General features: G+C 74.4%; 30 protein-coding genes. 7 read left to right on the top strand and 23 right to left on the bottom strand.

The window, feature by feature from the left end:
- Positions 1-34: 34 nt before the first annotated feature.
- The 6 genes from Q0963_RS13040 to Q0963_RS13065 form a co-directional block, all read right to left on the bottom strand.
- Positions 35-328, bottom strand: a complete 294-nt coding sequence (locus Q0963_RS13040; protein WP_299446560.1) for a glutaredoxin family protein — start codon at positions 326-328, stop codon at positions 35-37.
- Positions 328-1,758, bottom strand: a complete 1,431-nt coding sequence (locus tag Q0963_RS13045; RefSeq protein WP_299446563.1) for a 1-acyl-sn-glycerol-3-phosphate acyltransferase — start codon at positions 1,756-1,758, stop codon at positions 328-330. The genes Q0963_RS13040 and Q0963_RS13045 overlap by 1 nt, the downstream gene beginning before the upstream one ends.
- A complete protein-coding gene (locus tag Q0963_RS13050; RefSeq protein ID WP_299446566.1) occupies positions 1,758-2,807 on the bottom strand; it encodes an NAD-dependent epimerase/dehydratase family protein in 1,050 nt (349 codons plus the stop codon). The genes Q0963_RS13045 and Q0963_RS13050 overlap by 1 nt, the downstream gene beginning before the upstream one ends.
- A 161-nt stretch (positions 2,808-2,968) precedes the next feature.
- Positions 2,969-3,067: a 30S ribosomal protein bS22 gene (locus Q0963_RS13055; RefSeq protein ID WP_003792170.1), complete on the bottom strand. Its 99-nt coding sequence runs from the start codon at positions 3,065-3,067 to the stop codon at positions 2,969-2,971.
- A 148-nt stretch (positions 3,068-3,215) separates the two neighbouring features.
- A complete protein-coding gene (locus Q0963_RS13060; protein ID WP_166102834.1) occupies positions 3,216-3,416 on the bottom strand; it encodes a helix-turn-helix domain-containing protein in 201 nt (66 codons plus the stop codon).
- Positions 3,417-3,620: 204 nt separating this feature from the next.
- On the bottom strand, positions 3,621-4,811 hold the full coding sequence (locus Q0963_RS13065; protein WP_299446572.1) for an acetoin utilization protein AcuC: 1,191 nt from the start codon (positions 4,809-4,811) through the stop codon (positions 3,621-3,623).
- Between the two features lie 74 nt (positions 4,812-4,885).
- Between Q0963_RS13065 and Q0963_RS13070 the strand changes: the two genes are divergently transcribed.
- Positions 4,886-5,554, top strand: a complete 669-nt coding sequence (locus tag Q0963_RS13070; RefSeq protein WP_299446575.1) for a TrkA family potassium uptake protein — start codon at positions 4,886-4,888, stop codon at positions 5,552-5,554.
- Positions 5,555-5,558: 4 nt separating this feature from the next.
- Here the strand turns inward: Q0963_RS13070 and Q0963_RS13075 are convergent, their stop codons facing one another.
- The 8 genes from Q0963_RS13075 to Q0963_RS13110 form a co-directional block, all read right to left on the bottom strand.
- Positions 5,559-6,086, bottom strand: coding sequence for a GNAT family N-acetyltransferase (locus Q0963_RS13075; protein ID WP_299446578.1), 528 nt, complete (start codon positions 6,084-6,086; stop codon positions 5,559-5,561).
- Between the two features lie 86 nt (positions 6,087-6,172).
- Positions 6,173-6,694 carry a GNAT family N-acetyltransferase gene (locus Q0963_RS13080; RefSeq protein WP_299446581.1) on the bottom strand — a complete coding sequence of 174 codons (522 nt, stop codon included), beginning with the start codon at positions 6,692-6,694 and terminating at the stop codon, positions 6,173-6,175.
- Positions 6,687-7,487, bottom strand: coding sequence for a pyrroline-5-carboxylate reductase (gene proC / locus Q0963_RS13085; RefSeq protein ID WP_299446584.1), 801 nt, complete (start codon positions 7,485-7,487; stop codon positions 6,687-6,689). Before proC ends, Q0963_RS13080 begins: the two co-directional genes overlap by 8 nt.
- A gap of 17 nt (positions 7,488-7,504) precedes the next feature.
- The gene (locus Q0963_RS13090) at positions 7,505-8,455 is read right to left on the bottom strand and encodes a proline dehydrogenase family protein (protein WP_299446587.1); all 951 of its coding nucleotides are present in this window, start codon (positions 8,453-8,455) and stop codon (positions 7,505-7,507) included.
- Between the two features lie 20 nt (positions 8,456-8,475).
- Positions 8,476-9,216 (bottom strand): ABC transporter permease, encoded by a 741-nt coding sequence (locus tag Q0963_RS13095; RefSeq protein WP_299446590.1) that lies wholly within the window; start codon positions 9,214-9,216, stop codon positions 8,476-8,478.
- Positions 9,213-10,016, bottom strand: a complete 804-nt coding sequence (locus tag Q0963_RS13100; RefSeq protein ID WP_299446593.1) for an ABC transporter ATP-binding protein — start codon at positions 10,014-10,016, stop codon at positions 9,213-9,215. Before Q0963_RS13100 ends, Q0963_RS13095 begins: the two co-directional genes overlap by 4 nt.
- 64 nt (positions 10,017-10,080) lie before the next feature.
- Positions 10,081-10,884, bottom strand: a complete 804-nt coding sequence (locus Q0963_RS13105; protein ID WP_299446596.1) for a sugar phosphate isomerase/epimerase — start codon at positions 10,882-10,884, stop codon at positions 10,081-10,083.
- A gap of 2 nt (positions 10,885-10,886) precedes the next feature.
- Positions 10,887-11,813, bottom strand: coding sequence for a Ppx/GppA phosphatase family protein (locus Q0963_RS13110; RefSeq protein WP_299446599.1), 927 nt, complete (start codon positions 11,811-11,813; stop codon positions 10,887-10,889).
- A gap of 68 nt (positions 11,814-11,881) precedes the next feature.
- Between Q0963_RS13110 and Q0963_RS13115 the strand changes: the two genes are divergently transcribed.
- Both Q0963_RS13115 and Q0963_RS13120 read left to right on the top strand, forming a co-directional pair.
- Positions 11,882-12,787 (top strand): hypothetical protein, encoded by a 906-nt coding sequence (locus Q0963_RS13115; protein ID WP_299446602.1) that lies wholly within the window; start codon positions 11,882-11,884, stop codon positions 12,785-12,787.
- Between the two features lie 137 nt (positions 12,788-12,924).
- On the top strand, positions 12,925-13,482 hold the full coding sequence (locus Q0963_RS13120; protein WP_299446763.1) for a class I SAM-dependent methyltransferase: 558 nt from the start codon (positions 12,925-12,927) through the stop codon (positions 13,480-13,482).
- Between the two features lie 4 nt (positions 13,483-13,486).
- On the opposite strand, the gene Q0963_RS13125 is transcribed toward Q0963_RS13120, so the two are convergent.
- The 6 genes from Q0963_RS13125 to Q0963_RS13150 all read right to left on the bottom strand — a co-directional run bounded on the left by Q0963_RS13125 (position 13,487) and on the right by Q0963_RS13150 (position 18,912).
- Entirely contained in the window at positions 13,487-13,954 is a 468-nt protein-coding gene (locus tag Q0963_RS13125) for an NUDIX domain-containing protein (RefSeq protein ID WP_299446603.1), read from the bottom strand.
- A gap of 123 nt (positions 13,955-14,077) precedes the next feature.
- Positions 14,078-14,527, bottom strand: coding sequence for an SRPBCC family protein (locus Q0963_RS13130; RefSeq protein WP_299446606.1), 450 nt, complete (start codon positions 14,525-14,527; stop codon positions 14,078-14,080).
- The gene (nadC, locus tag Q0963_RS13135) at positions 14,527-15,417 is read right to left on the bottom strand and encodes a carboxylating nicotinate-nucleotide diphosphorylase (protein ID WP_299446609.1); all 891 of its coding nucleotides are present in this window, start codon (positions 15,415-15,417) and stop codon (positions 14,527-14,529) included. The genes Q0963_RS13130 and nadC overlap by 1 nt, the downstream gene beginning before the upstream one ends.
- Complete coding sequence (locus Q0963_RS13140) at positions 15,414-17,105, bottom strand: L-aspartate oxidase (protein ID WP_299446612.1); 1,692 nt, start codon at positions 17,103-17,105, stop codon at positions 15,414-15,416. The genes nadC and Q0963_RS13140 overlap by 4 nt, the downstream gene beginning before the upstream one ends.
- A gap of 7 nt (positions 17,106-17,112) precedes the next feature.
- The gene (gene panC, locus Q0963_RS13145; RefSeq protein WP_299446614.1) at positions 17,113-18,030 is read right to left on the bottom strand and encodes a pantoate--beta-alanine ligase; all 918 of its coding nucleotides are present in this window, start codon (positions 18,028-18,030) and stop codon (positions 17,113-17,115) included.
- Entirely contained in the window at positions 18,031-18,912 is an 882-nt protein-coding gene (locus tag Q0963_RS13150) for a Rossmann-like and DUF2520 domain-containing protein (protein WP_299446766.1), read from the bottom strand.
- A gap of 179 nt (positions 18,913-19,091) precedes the next feature.
- On the opposite strand from Q0963_RS13150, the gene Q0963_RS13155 reads away from it, so the two are divergent.
- The 4 genes from Q0963_RS13155 to Q0963_RS13170 all read left to right on the top strand — a co-directional run bounded on the left by Q0963_RS13155 (position 19,092) and on the right by Q0963_RS13170 (position 21,872).
- Positions 19,092-19,490, top strand: a complete 399-nt coding sequence (locus tag Q0963_RS13155) for a hypothetical protein (protein ID WP_299446617.1) — start codon at positions 19,092-19,094, stop codon at positions 19,488-19,490.
- Position 19,491: 1 nt separating this feature from the next.
- Positions 19,492-19,707 carry a helix-turn-helix transcriptional regulator gene (locus Q0963_RS13160; RefSeq protein WP_299446620.1) on the top strand — a complete coding sequence of 72 codons (216 nt, stop codon included), beginning with the start codon at positions 19,492-19,494 and terminating at the stop codon, positions 19,705-19,707.
- Positions 19,708-19,731: 24 nt separating this feature from the next.
- Positions 19,732-20,697, top strand: coding sequence for an SAM-dependent methyltransferase (locus tag Q0963_RS13165; protein WP_299446623.1), 966 nt, complete (start codon positions 19,732-19,734; stop codon positions 20,695-20,697).
- Between the two features lie 71 nt (positions 20,698-20,768).
- Positions 20,769-21,872 (top strand): NADH-quinone oxidoreductase subunit D, encoded by a 1,104-nt coding sequence (locus tag Q0963_RS13170; RefSeq protein WP_299446769.1) that lies wholly within the window; start codon positions 20,769-20,771, stop codon positions 21,870-21,872.
- An 18-nt stretch (positions 21,873-21,890) separates the two neighbouring features.
- On the opposite strand, the gene Q0963_RS13175 is transcribed toward Q0963_RS13170, so the two are convergent.
- Genes Q0963_RS13175 through folP form a run of 3 tightly spaced genes read right to left on the bottom strand, consistent with a single transcriptional unit; the run spans position 21,891 to position 24,060 of the window.
- Positions 21,891-22,364 carry a DUF3180 domain-containing protein gene (locus Q0963_RS13175; RefSeq protein ID WP_299446626.1) on the bottom strand — a complete coding sequence of 158 codons (474 nt, stop codon included), beginning with the start codon at positions 22,362-22,364 and terminating at the stop codon, positions 21,891-21,893.
- The gene (gene folB / locus Q0963_RS13180; protein WP_299446629.1) at positions 22,361-23,269 is read right to left on the bottom strand and encodes a dihydroneopterin aldolase; all 909 of its coding nucleotides are present in this window, start codon (positions 23,267-23,269) and stop codon (positions 22,361-22,363) included. Before folB ends, Q0963_RS13175 begins: the two co-directional genes overlap by 4 nt.
- On the bottom strand, positions 23,266-24,060 hold the full coding sequence (gene folP, locus Q0963_RS13185) for a dihydropteroate synthase (RefSeq protein WP_299446772.1): 795 nt from the start codon (positions 24,058-24,060) through the stop codon (positions 23,266-23,268). Before folP ends, folB begins: the two co-directional genes overlap by 4 nt.
- Positions 24,061-24,072 lie beyond the last annotated feature (12 nt).

Here is a 24,072-nt window from a genome sequence, read left to right on the forward strand (position 1 = left end):
GAGACCCGGTGAGACACCTCACGCCGCGGGTGTGCTAGGCGCTGCCCGGCGCCCCGTCGGGCCGCGGCCGGGCCGGGGCGGCGAGCGCCGCCCGGAGCCGGGTCTCGTCGACCCGCCAGAAGTCGTGCTGCCGCCCGTCGACGAGAGTCACCGGGACCTCCTCGGACCAGCGCGCCGCGAGCGAGGCGTCGGAGTCGACGTCGATCTCCTCCCAGCGCTCCCCCAGGTCGGCGCAGACGCGCTCGACCACCTCCCGCGCGGGGATGCACAGGTGGCACCCGGGGCGCACGACGAGGGTGACCCGGGGCGGGTCCTGGCCGGCACCCATCAGAAGAACACCGACCTCCGCTGCATGAGGAGGGTGTAGAGGGTCTGCTGGATCGTCTCGCGGATCTGGTCGGTGAGGTCGAAGACGAGCATCGGGTCCTCGGCCGCTCCGGCCCCGTGCCCCTCGGTGACGATCGGTTCGCCGAACTCGATGATCCACTTGCTCGGCAGCGGGATGAGGCCGAGCGGGCCGAGCCACGGGAAGGTCGGGGTGATCGGGGCGTACGGCATGCCGAGGACTCGCGCCAGGGTGCTCATGTTGCCCAGGATCGGGGCGATCTCCTCGGCCCCGACGACGGAGCAGGGGATGATCGGCACCCCCGCCGCGAGCGCCGCGGCGACGAAGCCGCCACGGCCGAACCGCTGCAGCTTGTACCGCTCGCTGAACGGCTTGCCGGTGCCCTTGAACCCCTCGGGGAACACCCCGACGAGCTCACCGCGGGCGAACAGCCGCTCGGCGTCCTCGTTCGTCGCGAGCGTCGACCCCGAGCGGCGTGCGATCGTGCCGACGAACGGGGTCTGGAAGACCAGGTCGGCACCGAGGGCCCGCATCGTGCGCCGGGCCGGGTGCTCGTCGTGGATGGCGAGCTGCACCATGAGCGAGTCGAGCGCCACCGTGCCCGAGTGGTTGGCGACGATGAGGGCGCCCCCGCCGGCCGGGATGTTCTCGATGCCGCGGACCTCCACCCGGAACCAGTGCCGGTACAGCGGCCGGAGCAACGGGTAGAAGACGTTGTCGGTGAAGTGCTCGTCGAAGCCGAAGTCGTCGACCGTGTAGTCGCCGTCGAGCCGGCGGCGCAGGTACACCAGCACCTGCGCGACCCGCGCCTCGACGTCCTCGGGGGCGACGCCGGCGGCCTGGGCCGCCAGGCGGAGCCCCGCCACGAGGGCCTCGACGAGCTCGGCCGCGTCGGGCAGCGGCAGCCCCGAGCGGGTCGGAGCGGCGGCGATGGTGGGGTCCAGGGGAGGCGGCGTCGGCTCGGCGAGCCGCAGGTGCGGGCGCGGGGTCGCCTCGTCGAGACGCGCCTTCTCGCGCGGCGACAGCCGGCGCCGGCCGGTGCGCTCGCCCGCCTGCGACGTGGCACGGGCGGACGGGGCGGAGGTGACCCGCGGGTGCGGCCGGTGCTTGCGCCGTGCGGGCGCCGAGGCCGGCACGGGGGCCTGCTCCACGGGCACCGTCGTCGGCTCCGGGGCCTGCTGCGCCACCGGCGGCTTCTTCGCTGCCGGGGACTTCTTCGCGGCCGGGGTCTTCTTCGCCGCCGGGGCCTTCTTCGGGGCAGGGGTCTTCCCGGCGGACGCCGTCGTCGCGGCCGGCGTCGGGCTCGCGGGGGTCTGCGGGGCGTCGGCGCTCAGCAGCGGGGTCGTGCGACGCCGGGCCCGCTCGCCCGTCGCCCGGTCTGCCCCCGCAGCGAGGGCTCCGCGCCGGGCCATCAGCGGCCCTGCCCGGTGCCGAGCGCACGGAGGACGGCCGCGCTGGCGGTGCCGGCGAGCCCGCTGACGGCGTCGCCGACCACCTGGCCGCCGGGCACCGCGGGACGCAGCGTCCGGGCGAAGTCGCCGAAGGCCTCCAGGGAGGTGAACCGCGGCTCGAACCCCAGCTCGGTCCGCATCCTCGTCGTGTCGAGGCCTCGCCCGAACGCGAGGAAGGACATCTGGTCCGGCGAGAAGTCGGCCAGGCCGACGCGGCGCGCGACCCCGCCGACGAAGCCCGCGCTCTGGAGCGGGATGGGCAGCACTGCGCGGCCGGCGAGCGCGACGGCCTGGTACACGGTCACCACGCCGTCGCCGGCGACGTTGACGACCCCGGTGGCCGACCCCGACCCGCCGAGGACCAGGGCGTCGATGGCGTCGTCCTCGTGGACGAACTGCATCCGGGCGTCGTAGCCGAGCGGCACCGGCACGACGGGGAGGGAGAAGTAGTCGGTGATCGAGGTGCGGATCCGCGGTCCGATGACGTTGGCGAAGCGGAGCATGAGGATCTCGGTGTCGGGGCGGCGACGCGCGAAGCCACGGACGTACCCCTCGACCTCGATGGAGTCCTTGCCGAAGCCCCCGCTCGGGGTACGGCGGGCGCTCATGTCCTCGGTGAAGAGCGCGGGATCGCGTGCGGTCGACCCGTAGACGGCGGCCGAGGACTTGACGACGAGACGTCGGACGGTGCGGGACTTCTGGCAGGCCGCGAGGAGCTGCATCGTCCCGATGACGTTGATCTCCTTCTGCGGGGTGCGCCCCCCGACGAACGTCGGTGTCGCGATGACGTTCATGTGGACGACGGTGTCGACGCCGGCCTGCTCGATGACCCGGGAGATCATCGGGTTGCGGATGTCGGCGCGGACGAACTCGACGTCGCCGATGTCGTGCGGGGGCGGGATGACGTCGACCCCGACGACGTGGTCGACGCCCGGCTCGGCCGCGAGCCGGCGCGCGAGGAGGCCGCCGAGGTACCGGGACACCCCCGTCACGAGAACGACACTCGCCACCGTCTGCTCCTTCACCTGTGGGCCGACGCCTCCGACCCTACCCACTCACCGCGGGCCGGGCTCACCCGGGACGGCCGGCCGGACCGCGGGGCGCCGGTCGGGGACACGACAAAGGCCCCCGGCGCGGCCGGGGACCTTCGGCGGTCAGAGGTGACGCTGGGTCACTTCTTGTTGCGACGCTGGTGACGCGTCTTGCGCAGCAGCTTGCGGTGCTTCTTCTTCGCCATCCGCTTGCGCCGCTTCTTGATGACTGAACCCATGCGATGTCCCTCGTCGTGGAGCTGGAAGTACGGCTGCCCACCCTACCGCCGTGGAGCGGAACCGCCCAAATGAAGGCCCCGGACGGCCCCGAGGGGCCGCCCCCTCCGTGGATGGGCGGCCCCTCGGGCGCCGGGGCGGACGCCGCCGTCAGGCGGTGTCGACGAACGAGCTGCGCAGGTAGGTGTGCACCTCGTCCTCGGGGACCCGGAACGACCGGCCGACCCGAATGGCCGGGAGCTCCCCGGCGTGGACCATGCGGTAGACCGTCATCTTCGAGACGCGCATGATCGTGGCGACCTCGGCGACAGTGAGGAACCGCACCTCGCCGAGCTGGCGCTCCGTGGACATTGTGACCTCGATCTTCTGCACCTCGCAGCGCCGGACATCAGCCCCGGCTTGGCTCCCTGCGTCGTGCTGTCGCAACCATAGGGGCAGTTGTGACCATAGTGAAGGCCAATGAGCCGAATTCACTCCGAAAGTCCAGCCGACACGCCGTGTGGCCAGGGCCGGAGCCGATCCTGTGCTGGGGGCGGAGCGGTTCGCTCCGCGGGCTCAGTCGAACCAGGGGTCCAGGCCGTGCGCGGGGAACACCGCCTGCCGGGTCGCGAAGACCGAGCGGTCCAGCGGGTGGTCGGGGTTGTGCCCCATCGACCAGGGCTGCACCCAGATGGGCAGCCGGTCGGCGGGCAGGTCACCCATCCGCGCGGGCCCGGGCCGGCCGAGGGTGCGCTGCACGTGGTCCCGCCACTCCTGCGGCACCGGGGTGAACGGGTCGACGGGCACGTGGGCGGCGATCGCGGTCAGGTGCGCCCAGGACCGGGGGACGACGTCGACGAGCTCGTAGCCGCCGCCGCCGAGAGCCACCCACCGCCCCTCGCACACCTCGTGCGCGAGGGTGTGCAGCTCGTCGTGGGCGCGGCGCTGGGCGTCGACGGTGATGGCGAGGTGGGCGAGCGGGTCCTCGAGGTGGGTGTCACAGCCGTGCTGGGTCACGAGGACCTCGGGGGCGAAGGCGCGCACGAGCGGCGGGACGACGGCGTCGATGGCCCGCAGCCACGACGCGTCGGTGGTCCCCGGTGGCAGCGCCACGTTCGCCACGCTCCCCCGGGCGTCCGGCCCACCGATGTCACCGGGCCACCCGGTGCCCGGGAACAGGTGCCGACCGCTCTCGTGCAGCGAGATCGTGAGGACGCGGGGGTCGTTCCAGAAGATGCGTTCCACCCCGTCGCCGTGGTGGACGTCGATGTCGACGTAGGCGACCCGCTCGACCCCCTGGTCGAGCAGCCACTGGATGCCGACCGCGATGTCGTTGTAGATGCAGAAGCCGCTGGCATGGGTGCGCATCGCGTGGTGGAGCCCGCCGCAGTAGTTGACGCCGTGGTCGGTCTCGCCCTGCCACACCCGGCGGCACACGTCGACGGTGCCCTGGACGATCCGCGCCGACGCCTCGTGCATGCCGGCGAACGCGGGGTCGTCGTCGGTCCCGAGGCCGCGATGGAGGTCGGCGGCGGCGGGGTCGGCGGATGCGTCCTTGACCGCCTGGACGTAGACGGGGTCGTGCACCGTCGCGAGCAGCGCGTCGTCGGCCACGCCCGGGCTGAGGACGTCCACGTCGTCGAGAACGCCGAGCTCGCGAGCGAGCCGCGTGGTGAGGTCGAGACGCACCGGGCCCATCGGGTGCTCGGGCCCGAAGTCGTACGCGCAGAACCCGTCGTCCCAGATGACGGTCGTCCGATGGGCCATGGCTGCACGCTACTCGGTGGGCCCGCGTGGCAGGCTGGACCCGTCCCGACCCCGACCGACCCGGAGGACCGACGATGGCCAAAGGCGTTCGCACCGAAGACGAGGTGCTCGTCATCGGGCTCGGCCGCTTCGGCGCTGCCGCTGCCCTCGAGCTGCGCCGGCTCGGGCACAAGGTCACCGCGATCGAGAAGGACGGCTTCCTCGCCGAGAAGTTCCTCGGCCGGATCAGCCAGGTCGTCCACGGCGACGCGAGCGACGTCGGCGTCATCCGGGACGCCAAGGCCGGCAAGTTCCGGATCGCGGTCGTCGCGATCGGCTCGTCGGTGGAGGCCTCCGTCCTCGCCGGCGCCAACCTCGTGGACGCCGGGGTGCCCGACATCTGGGCCAAGGCCCTCTCGCCGGAGCACGCGAGGATCCTCGACCGGATCGGCGTGCACCACATCGTGCGCCCCGAGGCCGACACCGGCCGACGCGTCGCCCACCTCGTCGGCGGGCGGATGCAGGACTACATCGAGTTCGACGACGGCTTCGCGATCGTCAAGATGCGCCCGCCCACCGAGACCGTCGGCTTCACCCTGGAGCAGAGCGCGGTCCGCAGCAAGTACGGCGTGACGATCGTCGGGATCAAGACCCCCGGCGAGGACTTCACCTACGCCGTGCCCTCGACGAAGATCTCGGCGCACGACACTCTCATCGTCAGCGGCCCGACGACCCTCATCGAGCGGCTCGCCGCCCGCCCCTGACGCCTCAGAAGTCGGGGATGCCGCCGCGGTCGCCGACGAGCGGGAGGGTCATCGCGACCTCCTCCTCGCCGTCGTCCTCGGAGACCACGCGCATCGGGCGCCGCAGCCCCGTGGGCCGGAAGCCGAAGCCGCTCGCGAACGCCACGGCCCGGCCGTTGTCGGTGCCGACCCAGTAGTACATCTGGGTCCGACCCTGCTCGGCCGCGACCCTGGCCGCCGACCGCACGAGGGCGGCCGCCACCCCGGACCCCCGGGCCTCGGGGCGCACCCAGAGGCCGAAGAGCTGGGCGATGTCGGGCTTGTCGCCGCCGGCGGTGCCGACACTGGCGATGCCGAGCGGCTGGCCGTCGCGTTCGGCGAGCAGGCGCACGGACCGTTCCATCCGGGTGCGCCAGAACTCCTCGGGCTCGGCCTCCTCGTCGGCGTGCGCCGCGACGAAGGCCTCGGGGGACTCTTCCAGGGCGCTGAGCCGGACGGCGCGGTACAGCTCCCAGTCCTCGACGCCCAGCGGACGCACCGTGATCTCGCTCATGGCACGTCACTCTCCCACGATGGGCCGGGGGTGCGACAACCGGGGCGGACGGACGCGCCGGGCGGCTCCGGGAACCCGCACGGGGGTCAGCCCGGACCGGGCAGGTCGAGCACCATCCGCTCCTCGACACACGTCGGGTCCCAGGGCATCGCCCCGGTCCGGCCCGTCGGGACGAAGCCGCACCGCAGGTAGAACCGGCGCGCTCGGGGGTTCTCGCGGGCCACGTCCAGGGCGACCCGCCGGCGCCCCTCGGACCGCGCCTCGGCGACGGCGGCGTCGACGAGCTCGCGGGCCGCACCGGAGCCCCGAGCCGTCGACGCGACCCACATGCCGACGAGGTACACCTCGTCGGCGGGCTGGTCGTCGGCGTGCCACAGCCCGACGGTGCCGACCGGGAGGTCGCCGTCCCAGGCGAGCCACAGCGCGGGCCCGCGGGCGACCATGGCCCGCCAGTCGTCGTCGGACCGCTCGGCGGCCTCGGCGTAGCGCGTCCAGAAGGCCCGGGGGCTGTCGATGAGGGCCGCGAGCCGCACGTCGCGGTAGGCCCGCCACATCGCGTCGTCCACCCGTGCGACGCCCCGCTGCGGCGCGAGACCCGGCTCAGCCACCGGCCAGCTCACGGCTGCGGATGGCAGCGGCCTCCATGGCGCGGATGAACGCCGCGCGCACCTTGTGGTCGTCGAGCTCGCGCAGGGCAGCGGCCGTCGTGCCGCCCGGCGAGGTGACCTGCTCGCGCAGGACCGTGGGGTGCTGGCCGGTCTCCTTGATCATCGTGGCCGCCCCGTAGAGGGTCTGCACGACGAGCTCGGTGGCGGTCGCGCGGGGCATCCCCAGGACCACGCCGGCCTCGATCATCGCCTCGACGACGTAGAAGATGTACGCCGGGCCGCTGCCGGAGATGGCGGTGACGGCGTCCTGGAGGGACTCGGGGACCTCGAGCACCTTGCCCGTGGCGGCCAGCAGCTGCTGGGCCTCGGCGAGGTGCTGGGGCGGGCAGTGCGCCCCGCCGGACACCGCCGCCATGCCCTGGTCGACGAGCGCCGGGGTGTTGGGCATGACCCGCACCACGGACCGCCCCGCCGGCAGGTGCGCCTCCAGGAAGGCTGTGGTGATGCCGGCGGCGAGGCTGACGACGAGGTTGTCGGGCTCGACGTGCGCCGCCACCTCCTCGAGGAGGGCGCCCATGTCCTGCGGCTTGACGACGAGGACCAGGGTGTCGGCCTCGGCCGCGGCCGCCGCGTTGTCGAGCACCCGGACGCCGTAACGCTCGGCGAGCTCGGCCGCCCGGTCGGGCCGGCGCTCGGTGATGACGAGGCTGTCGGCCGGCCGCCCGGCGCGCAGCAGCCCCGAGAGGAGCGTCTCGCCCATGACACCGGCACCGAAGATCGCGACCGTACCCATGACGCGACCCTACGGCCTCACCCGTTGGAGGCGAGGGACCGCAGGAAGAAGCGGACGTTCGCGGGGCGCTCGGCGAGGCGCCGCACGAGGTAGCCGTACCAGTCCTCGCCGAAGGGGACGTACACGCGCATCTGGTGGCCGCGGTCGGCGATGCGCTTCTGCTCGAGGTCGCGGACGCCGAGGAGCATCTGGAACTCGTAGGAGTCCGGCCGGCGGTCGTGGTGCCCGGCCAGGGCCTGGGCGATCTCGACGAGCCGGGGGTCGTGGGTGGCCACCATCGGGTACCCGTCGCCGGCCATGAGGACCTTGAGGCACCGCACGTACGACAGGTCGACGTCGCGGCCGCCCTGGAAGGCGACCGACTCGGGCTCCTTGTAGGCGCCCTTGCACAGCCGGACCCGGCTGCCCTCGGTGGCGAGGTCCCGGCAGTCGGCCTCGGTGCGGCGCAGGTAGGCCTGCAGCACCGCGCCCACCCACGGGAAGTCGGCCCGCAGGGTCCGCAGCGTCTCGAGGGTGCGGTCGGTGGTGGTGTGGTCCTCCATGTCGAGGGTGACCGTGGTGCCCACCCGCTCGGCCGTCTCGCAGATGGCGCGCGCGTTCTCGAGGGCGATGGCGTCGCCGTCGCCGGGGATCGCCTGCCCGACCGCGCTCAGCTTGACGCTGACCTCACCGGCGCCGAACCGGGCGAGGTCGGCCTCCGCGAGGGCCTCGAGCAGGGCGAGGTAGGTGTCGCGGGTCTGCTCGGCCTGGGCCCGGTCGGTGACGTCCTCGCCGAGGTGGTCGATGGTGACGAGGCGGTTGCTGCCCCGCAGGTCGGCGGTGGTCGAGACGGCGTCGGCCACGGACTCGCCGGCGACGTACCGGGCCACGACGGCCCGGCTCATCGGCGCCTTCTCGACGACCGTGCGCACGGTGTCGGAGTCGGAGATGTGCAGCAGTGCACCACGGAGCAGGTCGGAAGCGTCCACCACGGCAGGCTAGCGGCTGCTCACGGGGTGCGACGGCGGAGGGTGAGGCTGCCGAGGGTCAGCGCGAGCGCGATCCACCCGACGATGACCGCCAGGTCCGGCAGGATCTCGCCCAGTGGGTCGGCGTTGGTCGTGACCTCCTGCATCGCGTCGACGGCGTACGAGAGGGGCAGGACGTCCGAGACGAGCTCGAGCGGGCGCGGCATCGCGTCGCGCGGCAGCAGCAGCCCGCACAGCAGGAACTGGGGCAGGACGAAGGCCGGCATGAACTGCACCGCCTGGAACTCGCTGCGCGCGAACCCGCTGGCGAGGAGCCCGAGCGCGGTGCCGAGCAGGGCGTCCACGAGCGCCACGACGACGAGCGCCCAGACCGGGCCGACGATGTCGAGCCCGAACACCCACACCGCGAAGGTGGTGGCGACCAGGGCCTGCAGGACCGCCATCGCCCCGAAGGCGAGGGCGTACCCGAGCATGAGGTCCCCCTTGCCGAGGGGGGTCGTGAGGAGCCGCTCGAGGGTGCCCGAGGTGCGCTCGCGCAAGGTCGCGATGCTCGTGACGACGAACATGACGACGAACGGGAAGACCCCGAGCAGGGACGGCCCGATCCGGTTGAACGTGTCGCCCGGCGAGTCGACGTAGATCCACGCGAGCAGGCCGAGGAGGACGACCGGCACGACGAGCATCAGCGCCACCGTGCGGTGGTCGCCGCGCAGCTGCCGCAGGATCCGGGCGGCGGTGGTCAGCGTGATGCGGGCGTTCATCGCGGGCTCCCGTCGCCGGTCGGCGGGTGCGGGGGCGGGGGCGCGACGTGCCGGCCGACGTGCGGTGGCGGGACGTCGTGGTGCCGGCCGGCCGCCTCGTCGACGAGCGTGAGGAAGGCCTGCTCGGCGTCCTCGGTGCCGGTGCGCTCGAGCAGCTCGGGCAGCGTCGAGTCGCTGAGGATCTGGCCCTCGCGGAGCAGGAGCAGCCGGTCGCACCGGGTCGCCTCGTCCATGACGTGGCTCGAGACGAGGAGGGTGTGACCATCGGCCGCCAGCCGCCGGAACATCGTCCACAGGTCGCGGCGCAGGACGGGGTCGAGGCCGACGGTGGGTTCGTCGAGGACGAGCATCTCGGGGTTCCCGACGAGGACGCACGCGAGGCTGGCCCGCGACAGCTGGCCCCCCGAGAGCGCGTCGACCCGCGCCCCGGAGTAGTCGCCGAGCTCGACCGCCTCGATCGCGGCGTCGACGGCGTGCGGACCGGCGTCCACCACCCGGGCGAAGTACCGGACGTTGTCGCGCACGGTGAGGTCGCCGTAGACGCTCGGGGCCTGGGTGAGGTAGCCGACGCGCCGCCGCAATGCGGGGGTCCCGGCGGGCTCGCCGAGCACGGTCACGGTGCCGCTCTCGACGACCTGGACGCCGACGACGGACCGCATCAGGGTCGACTTGCCGCCACCGCTGGGGCCGAGGAGACCGACGACCTGACCGGCCGGGACCCGGACCGACAGGTCGGGCAGCACCTCCCGGCCCCCACGGACCACGCGGAGGTTCTCGACGACGATCGCGTCATTCGCCATGGCTCGACCCTGGCATCGACCGCGTCGGCTGTCGAGGGACGCGCCCGGCTGCGGGCCCGGCGCGTCAGCCGGCGACCGGTGCCAGGTGGAGCCGGGCGAAGGCCAGCGACTCGGCGAGGTCGACCTCGCGGCGCTCCTCGTCGCCGCGCCGGGTCCCGACCTCGACGACCACGTCGCCGGCGTAGCCCGCGCCGGCCAGGGTCTCGAGGACCTCACCGCACGGCTGGGTGCCCCGGCCCGGGACGAGGTGCTCGTCGCGGGCCGAGCCGGACCCGTCGGCGAGGTGCAGGTGCGCGAGCCGCGGGCCGAGCCGCCGCACCATGTCGAGGGCGTCCGACCCGGCGGTCGCCGTGTGCGACAGGTCCAGCGTCACGTGCTCGTACGGCTGGGGCACCGGGTCCCAGTGCGGCAGGTACGCCTCGACCTCGCGCGCTCGCGGCGCCCGCCACGGGTACATGTTCTCGACGGCGAGCCGGACCCCGGTGGCCTCCTCGCGCTCGGCCACCCCGTCGGCGAACCCCCGCGCGTAGCCGCGCTGCCAGCGGAAGGGTGGGTGGAGCACGACGGTGCCCGCACCGACCTCGAGCGCGAGGTCGACCGACCGGTCGACCTTGTCCCAGGGGTCGCTGCCCCAGACCCGCTGGGTGACCAGCAGCGTCGGCGCGTGCACCGACAGCACCGGCACGCCGTGGTGCTCGGCGAGCGAGCGCAACGCCCCGGCCTCCTGCGTCAACGGGTCGGTCCACACCATGACCTCGACCCCGTCGTACCCGAGCCGGGCCGCCGTGGCGAACGCCGAGGCCGCACCCTCGGGGTACACCGCGGCGCTCGACAGCCCGATCCTGGCCTCGCCGGCGTCCGGGGCCACCCTCACCCCATCCGGTCGAGGTGGCGCAGCAGGATGCCCTCGCGCAGCGCCCACGGGCAGATCTCGAGCTGGTCGAGCCCGAGCAGGTCCATCGTCGCCTCCGCGACGATGGCCCCGGCCAGCAGCTGCCGCGCCCGCGACGTCGAGACGCCCGGCAGGTCGGCGCGTTCGGCGGCGCTCATCGTCGCGATCTGCGGCAGCCGGGCGGACAGCGCCTCGCGCGACAGCACGCGCGGCGCGTACATGCCCTCCGAGCTCGGTGCGGCCCCGCAGATCCGCGCGAGGGAGCGCATCGTCTTCGAGGTGCCGACGGCCTTGTCCGGCGCGCCGTTCTTGGCGATCGGGCGGAGCTCCTTGGCGATCGTCGCCCGGACGACGCGTCGTGCCTCGCGGGCGTCGTCGAGGGACGGCGGGTCCCCCGGCAGCAGGTCGCGGGTGACCCGGCCGGCGCCGAGCGGGACGGACACGGCGGCGTCGGGGTCCTCGTCCATCCCGACGGCGAGCTCGAGGCTGCCGCCGCCGATGTCGGCGACGAGCAGGGTGCCCGCGGACCAGCCGAACCAGCGCCGGACGGCGAGGAAGGTGAGCCGCGCCTCGTCCTCGCCCGGGAGCACGTCGAGGAGGACCCCTGTCCGCTCGGCGACGTGGGCGAGCACGTCGGCGCCGTTCGGGGCCTCACGCAGGGCGCTCGTCACGAAACCCTTGAGGTCCTCGACACCCTGGTCCTCGGCGACGGCGAGGCACTCGGAGACGAACTGCGCGAGCCGGTCACGGCCCTCGTCGGCGATCCGGCCGTCGTCCATGACGTGCTCGGACAGCCGCAGCTCGATCTTGTGCTTGCTCGCCGGCAGGGGCTGGGCCCCCGGGTGCGCGTCGACGACCAGGAGGTGGACCGTGTTGGATCCGACGTCGATGACCCCGAGTCGCATGCGCCCAAGGTAGCCGGTCCGGCGTGGGCGGCCCACGGAAGGTGCGATGCGCTGCATAGGGTGGGCGCGTGCCCGAAGCGCCGCTCGACATCCCTCGTACGTGGGCCGAGTTCGCCGACCCCGAGAACGAGGGGCAGCGGTTCCGGGTCGACCTGACGTTCCTCACCTCGAGCTGGACGTGCATCTTCGGGTCCGGGTGCCGGGGCATCTACGCCGACCGGCCGGACGACGGCTGCTGCACCCTGGGCGCCCACTTCACCGACGGTGACGACGTCGAGCGGGTGCGCGCCGTCGTCGCCGAGCTCGGCGAGGACGAGTGGGAGCACCACCCCGGGCACGGGAAGCGCGGCGACAAGGACCCCGCCCGGCTGTCGGCGTGGACCGAGAAGGAGGACGGAGCCCGCAAGACGAAGGTCGTCGACGGCGCGTGCATCTTCCTCAACCGCCCGGGCTTCCCGGCCGGCGCGGGCTGCGCGCTGCACCAGCACGCCGTCCTCACCGGGACGCCACCCCACGCGGCCAAGCCCGACGTCTGCTGGCAGCTGCCGATCCGGCGCACCTACCGCACGGTGACGCAGCCGGACGACTCGTCCTACCTCGAGGTCTCGATCGCCGAGTACGACCGGCGCGGGTGGGGGCCGGGCGGGCACGACCTCGACTGGTACTGCTCGAGCAACTCCGAGGCGCACGTCGGGCGCGAGCCGGTGTTCCGCGGCAGCCGCGCCGAGCTCGTCGAGCTCATGGGCCAGGGCGGCTACGACGAGCTCGCCGTGCGGTGCGAGGCGCATCTGGCGATGGTCAAGCACACCCGCTCGGCCGGGGCCCGCCCGCTCATCCCGCTCCTCGTGCACCCCGCGACGGTCGAGGCCGGGACGATCGGCGGCCGCCGTGAGCGGGTGAAGCGCCGCACGGGGACCACGGCGCTGCCCGCGGGCAGCAACGAGCCGGCACACCCGACCGAGGGTCCGCGCTGACCCGGTCGGCAGCCCCGATCCCCAGCCCGAACATCTGGGACACCCCGGAGGTCTACGAGCTCGAGAACCTCGCCTCCGACCGGGCCGGGGTCATCGACGGCGCCGTCGAGGCGCTGCACCCGCTGGCCGGCGCCGACCTGCTCGACGTCGGCTGCGGCACCGGGTTCCACCTCCCGCGCTTCGCGGACCGGGGCGCGCGCCCCGTCGGGGTCGAGCCCCACCTGCCGCTCGCCCGACGGGCCGCCCGTCGGGTGCTGCCGGACGGGCGCCCCGCCCGGGTCGTGGCCGGGAGCGCCGAGGCGCTGCCGCTGGCGGACGCCTCGGTCGACGTCGCGCACGCGCGGTGGGCGTACTTCTTCGGCCCGGGATGCGAGCCGGGCCTGGCCGAGCTGGCGCGGGTCCTGCGCCCGGGGGGCGTCGCGTGCCTCGTCGACAACGACGCGACCCGCTCGACGTTCGGGGCGTGGTTCACCCGCGCGTACCCGGCGTACGACCCGGTCGCCGTGCAGCGGTTCTGGGACCGCCAGGGATTCCGCACCGAGGCGCTGACCATCCGGTGGACCTTCGAGCACCGGGAGGACCTCGAGGCGGTCGTGCGCATCGAGCTGCCACCGGGTCCTGCCGAGGCGGCCCTGGCCGAGCACGACGGGCTCGCGGTCGACTACGCCGTGGCGCTGCGCTGGCGCCGCTACTGACCCGCTACCGCGCGAGCCGGGTCGGGCCCTCATGGGTGGCGGCCGTTCTGACCCGGTCGAGGTGCATCGGTGACATCGCCGGGAGGGCGGCGAGCGGGAACCACCGGACCTCCGAGGACTCCTCGTCGGCCGCGTACGCCTCACCCGAGACGTACCGGCAGCGGAAGGTGTGGTCGACGAACCGGGTGCGGTCGCCGTTCGGGTAGACGACGGGGTCGGTGACGCCCACGACGGCCAGCACCTCGACGTCGCACTCGACCCCGGTCTCCTCCAGGCACTCCCGGACCGCCGTGTCGGCCGGGTGCTCCCCCGGGTCGCAGATCCCCGTGACGGGGGTCCAGGCGCCGGTGTCGGAGCGCCGGACGAGCAGGACCCGGTCGCCGTCGAGGACCACGGCGGTGATCCCCGGGAGCCACAGCAGGTCGGTGCCGATCCGCTCGCGCAGGCGCACGATGAACTCGGGGGTCGCCATGCGCCCCACCCTAGGTCCGCCCCACCCCCGGGCTTTCCCCACTTTTCATGCCCCGGTCCGCCGACACGCCGTGACAGGGCGCTGTGGCGCGGACGCCAGCATGAGAAGTGGGGAAGGGGGCGGTCAGCCGGGCCGGGCCTCGAGCACCGCCTTGAGCGCGGCGAGGTCCTTGGTGTTGGCGCGGGCGATGGCGGCCCGCATCATCGGCGCGGCGACCGCGCCGAACCCCGAGGGGGTCCCGTGGTTGCGCAGCCCGACGAGGGTCCGCGCGTCCCCGGCGGCCTCGAACGTGTACTCGGTCGTCATGGGGAACGGGCCCTGGGCGGTCGACATCACCATCCGCTCGCCGGGCACGAGGTCGACCACCTCGTAGGTGTAGTCGAGCCGCCGGCCGAGGAACGCCGCGACGAAGCGCATCCGGCTGCCGACCCCCACCGGCTCCCCCGTGAGCAGCTCCACGGACCGGATGTTCGCGTACCACTGCGGGGCGTTGCGCGGGTCGCACGTGTACGCCGCGACCTGCGCGACCGGACGGTCGACCACGATGTCGGTGCTGACGTCGACGGCGGGCATCAGGCTCCTTCGGGGTCGAGGTCGAGGGCGATGTCGACGATCGGCGAGGAGTGCGTGAGCCCGCCCACGGAGAGGTAGTCGACCCCGGTGGCCGCATAGTCCCGCGCCACCTCGAGGGTCAGGCCCCCGGTGGCCTCCACCTCCACCCGCTCCCCCGTGGCCCGGACCGCCCGGACCGTCTCGCGGAGCAGCGCCGGGGACATGTTGTCGCACAGGAGGAACCGTGCACCGGCGGCGACGGACTCCAGCGCCTCGGCCGTCGTCGTCACCTCGACCTGGACGTCGACGTCCGGGTAGGCCGCACGGATCGCGTCGTACGCCTCGGTGAGCCCACCCGCGGCGAGCTTGTGGTTGTCCTTGACCATCGCGACGTCGTAGAGACCCATCCGCTTGTTCGTCCCGCCGCCGCACCGCACGGCGTACTTCTCGAGCGCCCGCAGGCCGGGTGTCGTCTTGCGGGTGTCCAGCACCGTGGCGCCGGTGCCGTCGAGCGCATCGGCCCAGCGCCGCGTATGGGTCGCGACGCCCGAGGTCCGCGACAGCACGTTGAGGATGGTCCGCTCGGCGATGAGCGTCGTGCGGGTCGAGCCCCGCAGCGTCGCGAGGTGGTCGCCGCGTGCGACTCGCGCACCGTCCTCGACGTGGACGTCGACGCGCACAGCTCCGGTCCCGAGCCGCCGCTGCACCGCATCGAGCACCAGCGCGGCGACCGGCAGCCCGGCCACCACCCCGTCGGCCCGGGCGACGACGTGCGACGTCGAGCGCTGGGCGGCGGGGACCGTCGCGAGCGTCGTCACGTCCCGTCCGCCGTCGGCCGTCCCGAGGTCCTCGTCGAGGGCACGCTCGACGACGAGGAGCGCCTCGGTACGGGGGAACGCGAACCCGGTCACGACCGGACCCCCATGGGCCGCGACACCGGGCGCTCGCCGAGGACCAGCCGGCCGTCGGCGCCCCGGGCCAGCTCCTGGTGCACGAGCCAGCGCTCGTCGTCCCGCTCCGGAGCGTCGGTTCGGATGTGCCCCCCGCGCGTCTCCTCCCGCCGGTGCGCCAGCAGCGCGAGCGCCTGGCCGAGATGGAGCAGGTTCGTCGTCTCCCAGGTGAAGGGCCCCGGCTCGGCCGCGCTGGGCGGCAGCGCGGCGAGGGCCTCCAGCGCCGCGGCGGCGGCCGCGGTCGAGGTGGCGCTGCGCAGCGGGCCGCAGCCGCGGGTCATCGCCCGCTGGACCTCGATCCGGTGGCTCGCGTCGAGCAGGTCCGCGGGTGCGTCGGCCGCCGCCGGGGTGCGGAGTGCGAGCTCGCCGTCGTCGAGCCGGGCGGCCACGTCGTCGGCGATCCGGTGCGCGAAGACGAGACCCTCGAGCAGGGAGTTGGACGCGAGCCGGTTGGCCCCGTGGACCCCCGTGCACGACACCTCCCCGCACGCGTACAGGCCGTCGAGGCTCGTGCGTCCGCGCAGGTCGGTCTCGACCCCGCCCGACGCGTAGTGCTGGGCCGGCGCCACCGGCAGCGGCTCGGTCGCCGGGTCGAAGCCGAGCTCGCGGCACCGGGCCACGATCGAGGGGAACCGCTGCTCGAGGAAGTCCCGGCCGAGGTGCCGCGCGTCGAGCCAGACGTGGTCGAGGCCGCGCTCGGCCATGACGTCGAGGATCCCCCGCGCGACGATGTCCCGCGGCGCGAGGTCCGCGAGCTCGTGGCGGCCCTGCATGAAGCGTCGGCCGGTGTCGTCGACGAGGACCGCGCCCTCGCCACGGACCGCCTCGGAGATCAGCGGCTGCTGGCCCGTCGAGCCCTCGCCGAGGAAGAGCACCGTGGGGTGGAACTGGACGAACTCCAGGTCGGCCACCCGGGCCCCGGCCCGCAGCGCCGCGGCGATCCCGTCCCCCGTCGCGACGTGCGGGTTCGTCGTCGAGGTGTAGATCTGCCCGAAGCCGCCGGTCGCGAGCACGACGGCACGGGCATGGGCGGCGCCGATGCCGTCGATCTGCCCCTCGCCGATGACGTGCAGCGTCACCCCGCACACCGCGCGCTCGTCGTCGGTGAGCAGGTCGACGACGAGCGCGTGCTCGATGACCTCGATGCCCGGGTCGTCGAGCACGCGCTGAAGGGCGGTGATGAGCGCGCGGGAGATCTCGGCCCCGGTGGCGTCCCCGCCGGCGTGGGCGATCCGGTCGCGGTGGTGACCGCCCTCGCGGGTCAGCTTGATCTCGCCGCCGGCGTCGAGGTCGAACTGGGCGCCGAGCGCGACGAGCTCGCGCACCCGGTCCGGGCCCTCGGTCACCAGGGTCCGCACGGCCTCCACGTCGCACAGGCCGACCCCCGCCACGAGGGTGTCCTCGAGGTGCTCCTGGGCGGTGTCGTCGGGGTCGAGCGCGGCGGCGATGCCGCCCTGCGCCCAGCCGGTGGACCCCGCCGACAGCACGGTCTTGGTCACGAGGAGCACCCGGTCCACACGGCGGCGCAGCCGCAGTGCGCAGGTGAGCCCGGCGATCCCCGACCCGACGACGACGACGTCGGCCTCGGCCGTCCAGCCCGGGGCGGCGGCGGCGAGGCGGCGCGGCAGCGTGACGTCGATGGCGGCCATCCCCGGGTCAGACGTCCGCGCGGGCGTGGGGTGCCTCGGAGAACACGTCGACCGCGCCGCCGCCGGGGCCCAGGACGACGGGCGTGTTGTCGATGAGGCGCGTCGTGCCGATCCGCGCGGCAACCGCGAGCAGCGCCTCCCCGCGGTACCACTCGGGCACGTCCGCGAGGGTGTCCGGGTGGACGAGGACGAGGTAGTCGACGAGGGCGAGGGGCTCCTCGACGAGCACCTCGCGCGCGGCCCGGCGCACCGCCGACGGCCCGTACGGTGCGGCCTCCGAGCCGGCGCGCAGCGACCGGCTCAGGCAGAGCGCGACGGCCCGGTCCGACTCGGTGAGGTAGGTGTTGCGGCTGCTCATCGCCAGCCCGTCCGGCTCGCGCACGGTCGGCACCGACACGATGTCGACGGGGAAGTCGAGGTCGCGGACCATCCGCCGGATGAGCAGCAGCTGCTGGGCGTCCTTCTGGCCGAAGTACGCGCTGCGGGCCGCGGTCAGGTGCAGCAGCTTGCCGACGACGGTGAGCACCCCGTCGAAGTGCCCCGCCCGGGAGGCGCCCTCGAGCACCTCGCCGAGCGGGCCGGCGGACACCCGCACGCCGGGGTCGCCGTCGGGGTACACGACGTCGGGGGTAGGGGCGAAGACGATGTCGACGCCGGCCGCCGAGCAGATCCGCATGTCGGAGTCGAACGTGCGCGGGTAGCGCGACAGGTCCTCCTTCGGCCCGAACTGGAGCGGGTTGAGGAAGATCGTGACGACGACGTGGTCGTGCCGGCTGCGCGCCGCCCGGATGAGCTGGGCGTGCCCGTCGTGCAGGGCGCCCATCGTCATGACGACGGCGACGTCACGGCTCGGGAGGGCCTCACGGGCGGCCTTCAGCTCGTCGCGGGTGTGCGCGACGACGGGGGTGGCGGTCGTGGTGGTCACTCAGCGCTCCTGGTCGGAGAGGATGTCGAGGAGGGGCTCGGCCACCGCGGGGCGGAGCCGGCCGTCGTCGAGGGCGCGCAGCGCGGTGGCCCTGGCGAGCGCCACGTAGGTCCTCCGGATGTCGGGGGCGAGCCGGTCCAGCTCGCGCAGGTGTGCCCTCACCGTACCGACGTCGCCGCGGGCCACGGGCCCGGTGAGGGCGGCGTCCCCCATCCGCAGCGCGTTGTCCACCGCGGCGTGCAGCAGCGGGGCCAGGACGGCGCGGGGGTCCTCGACCCCGGCGCGGGTGAGCACGTCCATCGCCTCCACGGTCAGCGTCACGAGGTGGTTGGCCCCGTGGGCGAGCGCCGCGTGGTAGGCGAGGCGGTCCTCCTCCTCCACCCAGACCGGCGAGCCACCCATCTCGAGGACGAGCGCCTCGGCCACCGCGCGCAGCGCCTCGTCAGCGGTGACGCCGAAGGTGCAGTCGGCGAGGCGGTCGAGGTCCATCGCGGTGCCGGTGAAGGTCATCGCGGGGTGGAGGGCGAGGGGCATCGCGTGGTGCGCGCGCACGGGGTCCAGGACGGCGGTGCCCGAGCGTCCGCTCGTGTGGACGACGATCTGCCCCGCCTGCCAGCCGCCGGTGGCCGAGAGCCCCGCCACCAGGTCGGCGAGGGCGTCGTCGGGCACGGCGAGGATGACGAGCTCCGCACCGGCGACGACGGTGGCGACGTCCTCGACGGGCACGCCGGGCAGCAGGGCCGCGGCGCGGGCGAGGCTGGCGTCCGAGACGGCGTACGCGCCCGTGACGCGATGGCCGGCCCGGGCGAGGGCCGCGCCGAGCACGGCACCGACGCGTCCGGCCCCGACGACACCGACGGTGAGCCGGGCGGGGTGCTCCATGCCGTCCACGAGCGAGCACGCTACCCCTCCGCGCCCGACGCCCCCGGCCCCTCCCCGCCCCGCCCCTCCCGTCCGCCGGTCCGACGCCGTGCCGGGCGACGCGCCCGCTCGCGGGGGACACGGACCCGCGACGACAAGCGAACTTGACATATGGAAAGGTCGCTTGTCATAGTCCTGCCATGCACACGACACGACCGATCAGCTGGTTCAACCGAGTCCTGCTCACCGTCCTCGTCGCTGGGGCCGTCTGGTGCGCGGTCACCGGGGTGTGGCTCCTCGCCGTCGTCCTCGCCGCTGCCGTGGCGTACCTCGGGCTCAGCATCGCGCGGGCGAGGCGCGGATCGGGCTCGGACCGGAGCCGCGTCAACGCGGTCCAGCCCTTCGACGAGCGCGAGCGCGACGCCTCCACCCGGGCGCTCGCCCTGGTCGGCCAGACCTCGATCATCGCGCTCATGAGCATCTTCATCGCCCAGGCCGCGACCCGCGACGGCCGGGTGGACCCGGTCGTCGCGGGTGTCCTCATCGTCCTCGCGGCGGTCTGGGGCGTCGGGATCCAGGTCGCCGTCCGGAGGGGCTGAGGTGGACAACGAGGTCCGCAGGCTGCGCACCGAGCGCGGGCTGTCGCAGGCCGCGCTCGGTGCGGCGCTCGGCGTCTCCCGGCAGACCATCAACTCGCTGGAGGCCGGCCGGTACGACCCGTCGCTGCCGCTGGCCATCCTCCTCGCACGGTTCTTCGCGACCCCGGTGGAGTCGCTGTTCCACCTCCCCGACGAGTCGGGTCCCGGCCGAGGCTGAGCGCGCGGCCGCTACCGTGCCGGGGTGAGCTCACTGCCCTGGCGCGAGGCGTGGCAGGCAGCCCTGTACGGCCCCGACGGGTTCTACCGCGCCGAACCAGGGCCCGTCGGCCACTTCACGACCTCCACCCACGGCCCGCTCGGCGCCGTGTTCGCCGAGGCGATCGCGGCCCTAGCCGACCGCGAGGGAGCGACGCACGTCGTCGACGTCGGAGCCGGACGCGGAGAGCTGCTCGTCGCCCTGCACCGTGGCCGCCCCGACCTCGACCTGACCGGCGTGGACGTCGTCGACCGGCCCACGGCGCTGCCGGGGTCGGTGCGGTGGCTCGTCTCCCCCGGCGGGGCGGAGCTGCCCACTGACCTCGTAGACCTGGACGGGGTCCTCGTCGTCGCCCACGAGTGGCTGGACGTCGTGCCCTGCACGATCGTCGAGGTCCTCGACGACGGGACGCCGCGCACCGTCTCCGTCGACGCGGGGGCACGCACCGAGAGCCTCGTCGGCGAGCTGTCCCCCAAGGACGCGGCATGGTGCGCCGCGCACTGGCCGATGGACGGGATGCCGCGTCGCGGGCACCGGGTCGAGGTCGGGCTGGCGCGCGACCGGGCGTGGAGCGACCTCGTCTCACGGGTCCGCCGCGGCACGCTCCTCGCCGTGGACTACGGCCACACCCGCGACACCCGGCCGCCGTCGGGAACGCTCGTCGGCTACCGGGACGGCACCGCCGTCCCCGCGCTGCCCGACGGGACGTGCGACCTCACCGCCCACGTCGCCGTCGACAGCCTGGAGCAGGACGAGCGGTGGACCCAGCGGGAGGCGCTGCACCGGCTCCTCGGCCGGCCCGGCGTGCCCGACCACGCCCTCGCGACCACCGACCCCGCGGCGTACGTCGCCGGCCTCGCCCGAGCCGGCGCCCTGCGCGCGCTCACCGCGCCCGGCGGCCTCGGCGACTTCCACTGGGTGGTCCGCCGGTGCGGCAGACTGACCGGGTGACCTCCGACGCCCCCGCCGGCCCAAGGGCGCTCGACGTCGCCGTCGGGGCGGGGGGCCTGGCCACGGCGGACATGGTCCTGAACATCGGGCCGCAGCATCCCGCGACGCACGGCGTCCTCCGGCTCAAGGTCGTCCTCGACGGCGAGCGCATCCTCAGCGCCGAGCCGGTCATCGGCTACATGCACCGCGGCGCCGAGAAGCTGTTCGAGGTGCGCGACTACCGGCAGATCACCGTGCTCGCGAACCGGCACGACTGGCTGTCCGCGTTCTCCAGCGAGCTCGGCGTCGTCCTCGGCGTCGAGGCGATGCTCGGCATGGAGGTGCCCGAGCGCGCGGTCTGGCTCCGGACCCTGCTAGCCGAGCTCAACCGCGTTCTCTCCCACCTGATGTTCCTCGGCTCCTACCCCCTCGAGCTCGGCGCCATCACCCCCGTCTTCTACGCCTTCCGGGAGCGCGAGGAGCTGCAGGCCGTCATGGAGGAGGCCTCCGGCGGGCGGATGCACTACATGTTCAACCGGGTCGGCGGCCTCAAGGAGGACGTGCCCGCGGGGTGGCTCGGGCGGGTCGAGGCGGCCCTGTCGTCGGTGCGCCGCCGGCTGCCCGAGCTGGAGTCGCTGCTCGTCGGCAACGAGATCCTCCTGGCCCGCACGCGGGGGGTCGGCGTGCTCGACGAGGCCACCTGCCTCGCGTACGGCGTCTCGGGCCCGATCGCCCGGGCCAGCGGCATCGACCTCGACCTGCGCCGCGACGACCCCTACCTCGCGTACGGCGAGCTGTTCGCCCCCGGCGGGCCCGGCCGGGTCGTCACCCGCACCGAGGGCGACTGCCTCGCCCGGCTGGAGGTGCTCATCGAGCAGGTGCACGTGAGCCTCGACCTCGCCGACGCCTGCGTCGACCGGCTCCGCTCGCTCCCCGCGGGCCCGGTCAACCAGCGCCTGCCCAAGGTGCTCAAGGTCCCCGAGGGCGAGCGGTACACCGCCACCGAGAACCCGCTCGGTCTCAACGGCTACTACCTCGTCTCGCGCGGCGAGAAGACGCCGTGGCGGCTCAAGCTGCGCTCGGCGTCCTTCGGCAACGTCCAGGTGCTCTCGGAGGTGCTGCCGGGCTGCATCGTCGCCGACATGGTCGCCGTGCTCGGGTCGATGTTCTTCGTCGTCGGCGACGTCGACAAGTAGCGCCGCGGTCGTCCTCTGTCAGTCGGGGTCGCGCGTCGGCGGCTCGCCGTTCTCGTCGATGCGGCACCACGCCTGCGCGACCATGCCGCACACGGCCAGCGCGACCGAGGCGAGGAGCATGAGCCCGAACGGCACCAGCCGCTCCCGGTTCGCGACGAGCGAGAGGTCGCTGAGCAGCACGATGACGGCGCCGAGGTACCAGCCGGCGACGGCGGCCCCGGTGAGCGCGGCCGCCTGCGACAGCACCACCGTGCGGGCCGCCCGGAGCGCGTCGAGCGAGGTCCTGGCCCCGCTGCGTAGGTGCCGCCGCACCGGGCGGGCGATCCACAGCACCAGCCCCCCCATGACGAGCAGGAGTACGCCGGCCGCCCACTGCGGACGCTGCAGCAGCGCGCCGTCACGGGTGATGACCAGGCTCGCGCCGTAGCCGAGCACCGTCAGGACGGCGGCGACGAGGACGAGGGTCTGGACGCGGATGCCGTCGCGGCTCACTGCTGGCCTTCCTGGGCGGTGGCGGGACCGCGGCGGCGGACCCCGGAGGTGTCGAGGCCGCGGACGAGGTCGGCGACCCGCACCGGCGCGCCGTCGTGCCGGAGCACGGCGTCGGGGTCGGCGTCGAGCCACGGGACGAGGACGAAGCCACGCTCGTGGGCGCGCGGGTGCGGCAGGGTGAGCGCGGGCGCGTCGGACACGACGTCCCGCCCGGTCCGTGGGTCGCCGTACTGGACGAGGTCGACGTCGAGGGTCCGCGGCCCCCACCGCACCTCCCTCGTCCGCGCGAACATGAACTCGACGACGTGCAGCATCTCGAGCAATGTCGCGGGCGAGAGCGTCGTCGTCGCGGTGACGACCGCGTTGACGAACACCGGCTGTTCCGGGCCACCGACCGGGTCGGTCTCGTACAGGGAGGAGACGACCATGTCGTCGAGCTCGGCCAGGGGCTCGAGCTGCTCGAGCGCGTCGACGACTGTCTCCGCGGGCGTGCCGTCACCGTGCGGCAGGTTGGCCCCGAGCGCGATGACGACCGGCGCCGGCCGCCGGGTGCGCGTCACGGTGACCGCGACGTCCCCGAACGGGACCGGCACCGGGGCCTGCGGCTTGTGGACGGTGACCTCGACCTCGTCCACCCGCACGTCGTCGAGCACGTCGTCGGCGATGACCGCCGCCAGCCGCTCGATGAGGTCGAACGGCTCGCCCTCGATCCGGGCGACGACGGCCGACGCCAGCCCGCCGTAGTCCACCGTCTCGGCGAGCTCGTCGGTCTGCCCGGCCCTGGTGAGGTCGAGCGCGAGGACGACGTCGACGACGAACTCCTGCCCGTCGCGCTTCTCGTGCTCGAACACCCCGTGGTACCCGGTGGCCCGGACCCCGCGCAGCGCGATGCGGTCGCCGGTCACGATGCATCACCGCCGAGCGCGGCGACGACGTCGAGCGCGTCGACGGCGGCCACGACGTCGTGGACCCGGACGCACCAGGCGCCCAGGCGCGCGGCGTGCGCCGTCGTGACGGCCGTGGCGACGTCCCGCTCGAGCGGGGGCCGCTCGGCACCCGGCTCTCGCCCGACCTTGCCGAGGAACGCCTTGCGTGAGGTCCCGACGAGCACCGGATGCCCGAGCGCGAGCACCTCCTCGAGGCGGCGCAGGAGCTGCCAGTTGTGCTCGGCGGTCTTCGCGAAGCCGAACCCGGGGTCGAGCACCAGCCGCTGCGGCGCCACCCCCGCCGCGACGAGGGCCTCGGCCCGTTCGGCCAGCTCGCGGCACACGTCGGCGACGACGTCGTCGTAGACCGCCCGCTCCTGCATGCCGGCGCTGTGCCCACGCCAGTGCATCGCGATGAAGGGGACGCCTCGCTCGGCGACGAGGGGCACCATGTCGGGGTCGGCGAGCCCACCCGACACGTCGTTGACCAGCGTGGCTCCCACGTCCAGGGCGGCCGCCGCCACCGAGGCGCGCATCGTGTCGATCGACACCGGGCCGAGCCCGGCCAGCCCCTCGACGACCGGCAGGACCCGGCGCAGCTCCTCGGCCTCGGAGGGACGCTCGGCCCCGGGGCGGGTCGACTCGCCGCCGACGTCAAGGACGTCGGCCCCCTGGCCGCGCAGCGCCCGCCCGTGCGCGAGCGCGTCCCCGGGCTGGAACCACGCCCCGCCGTCGCTGAAGGAGTCGGGGGTCACGTTGACGACCCCCATGACGACGGGCCG

It is taken from the genome of uncultured Phycicoccus sp. (assembly GCF_947495705.1).
In the GTDB taxonomy this organism is placed as follows: domain Bacteria; phylum Actinomycetota; class Actinomycetes; order Actinomycetales; family Dermatophilaceae; genus Phycicoccus.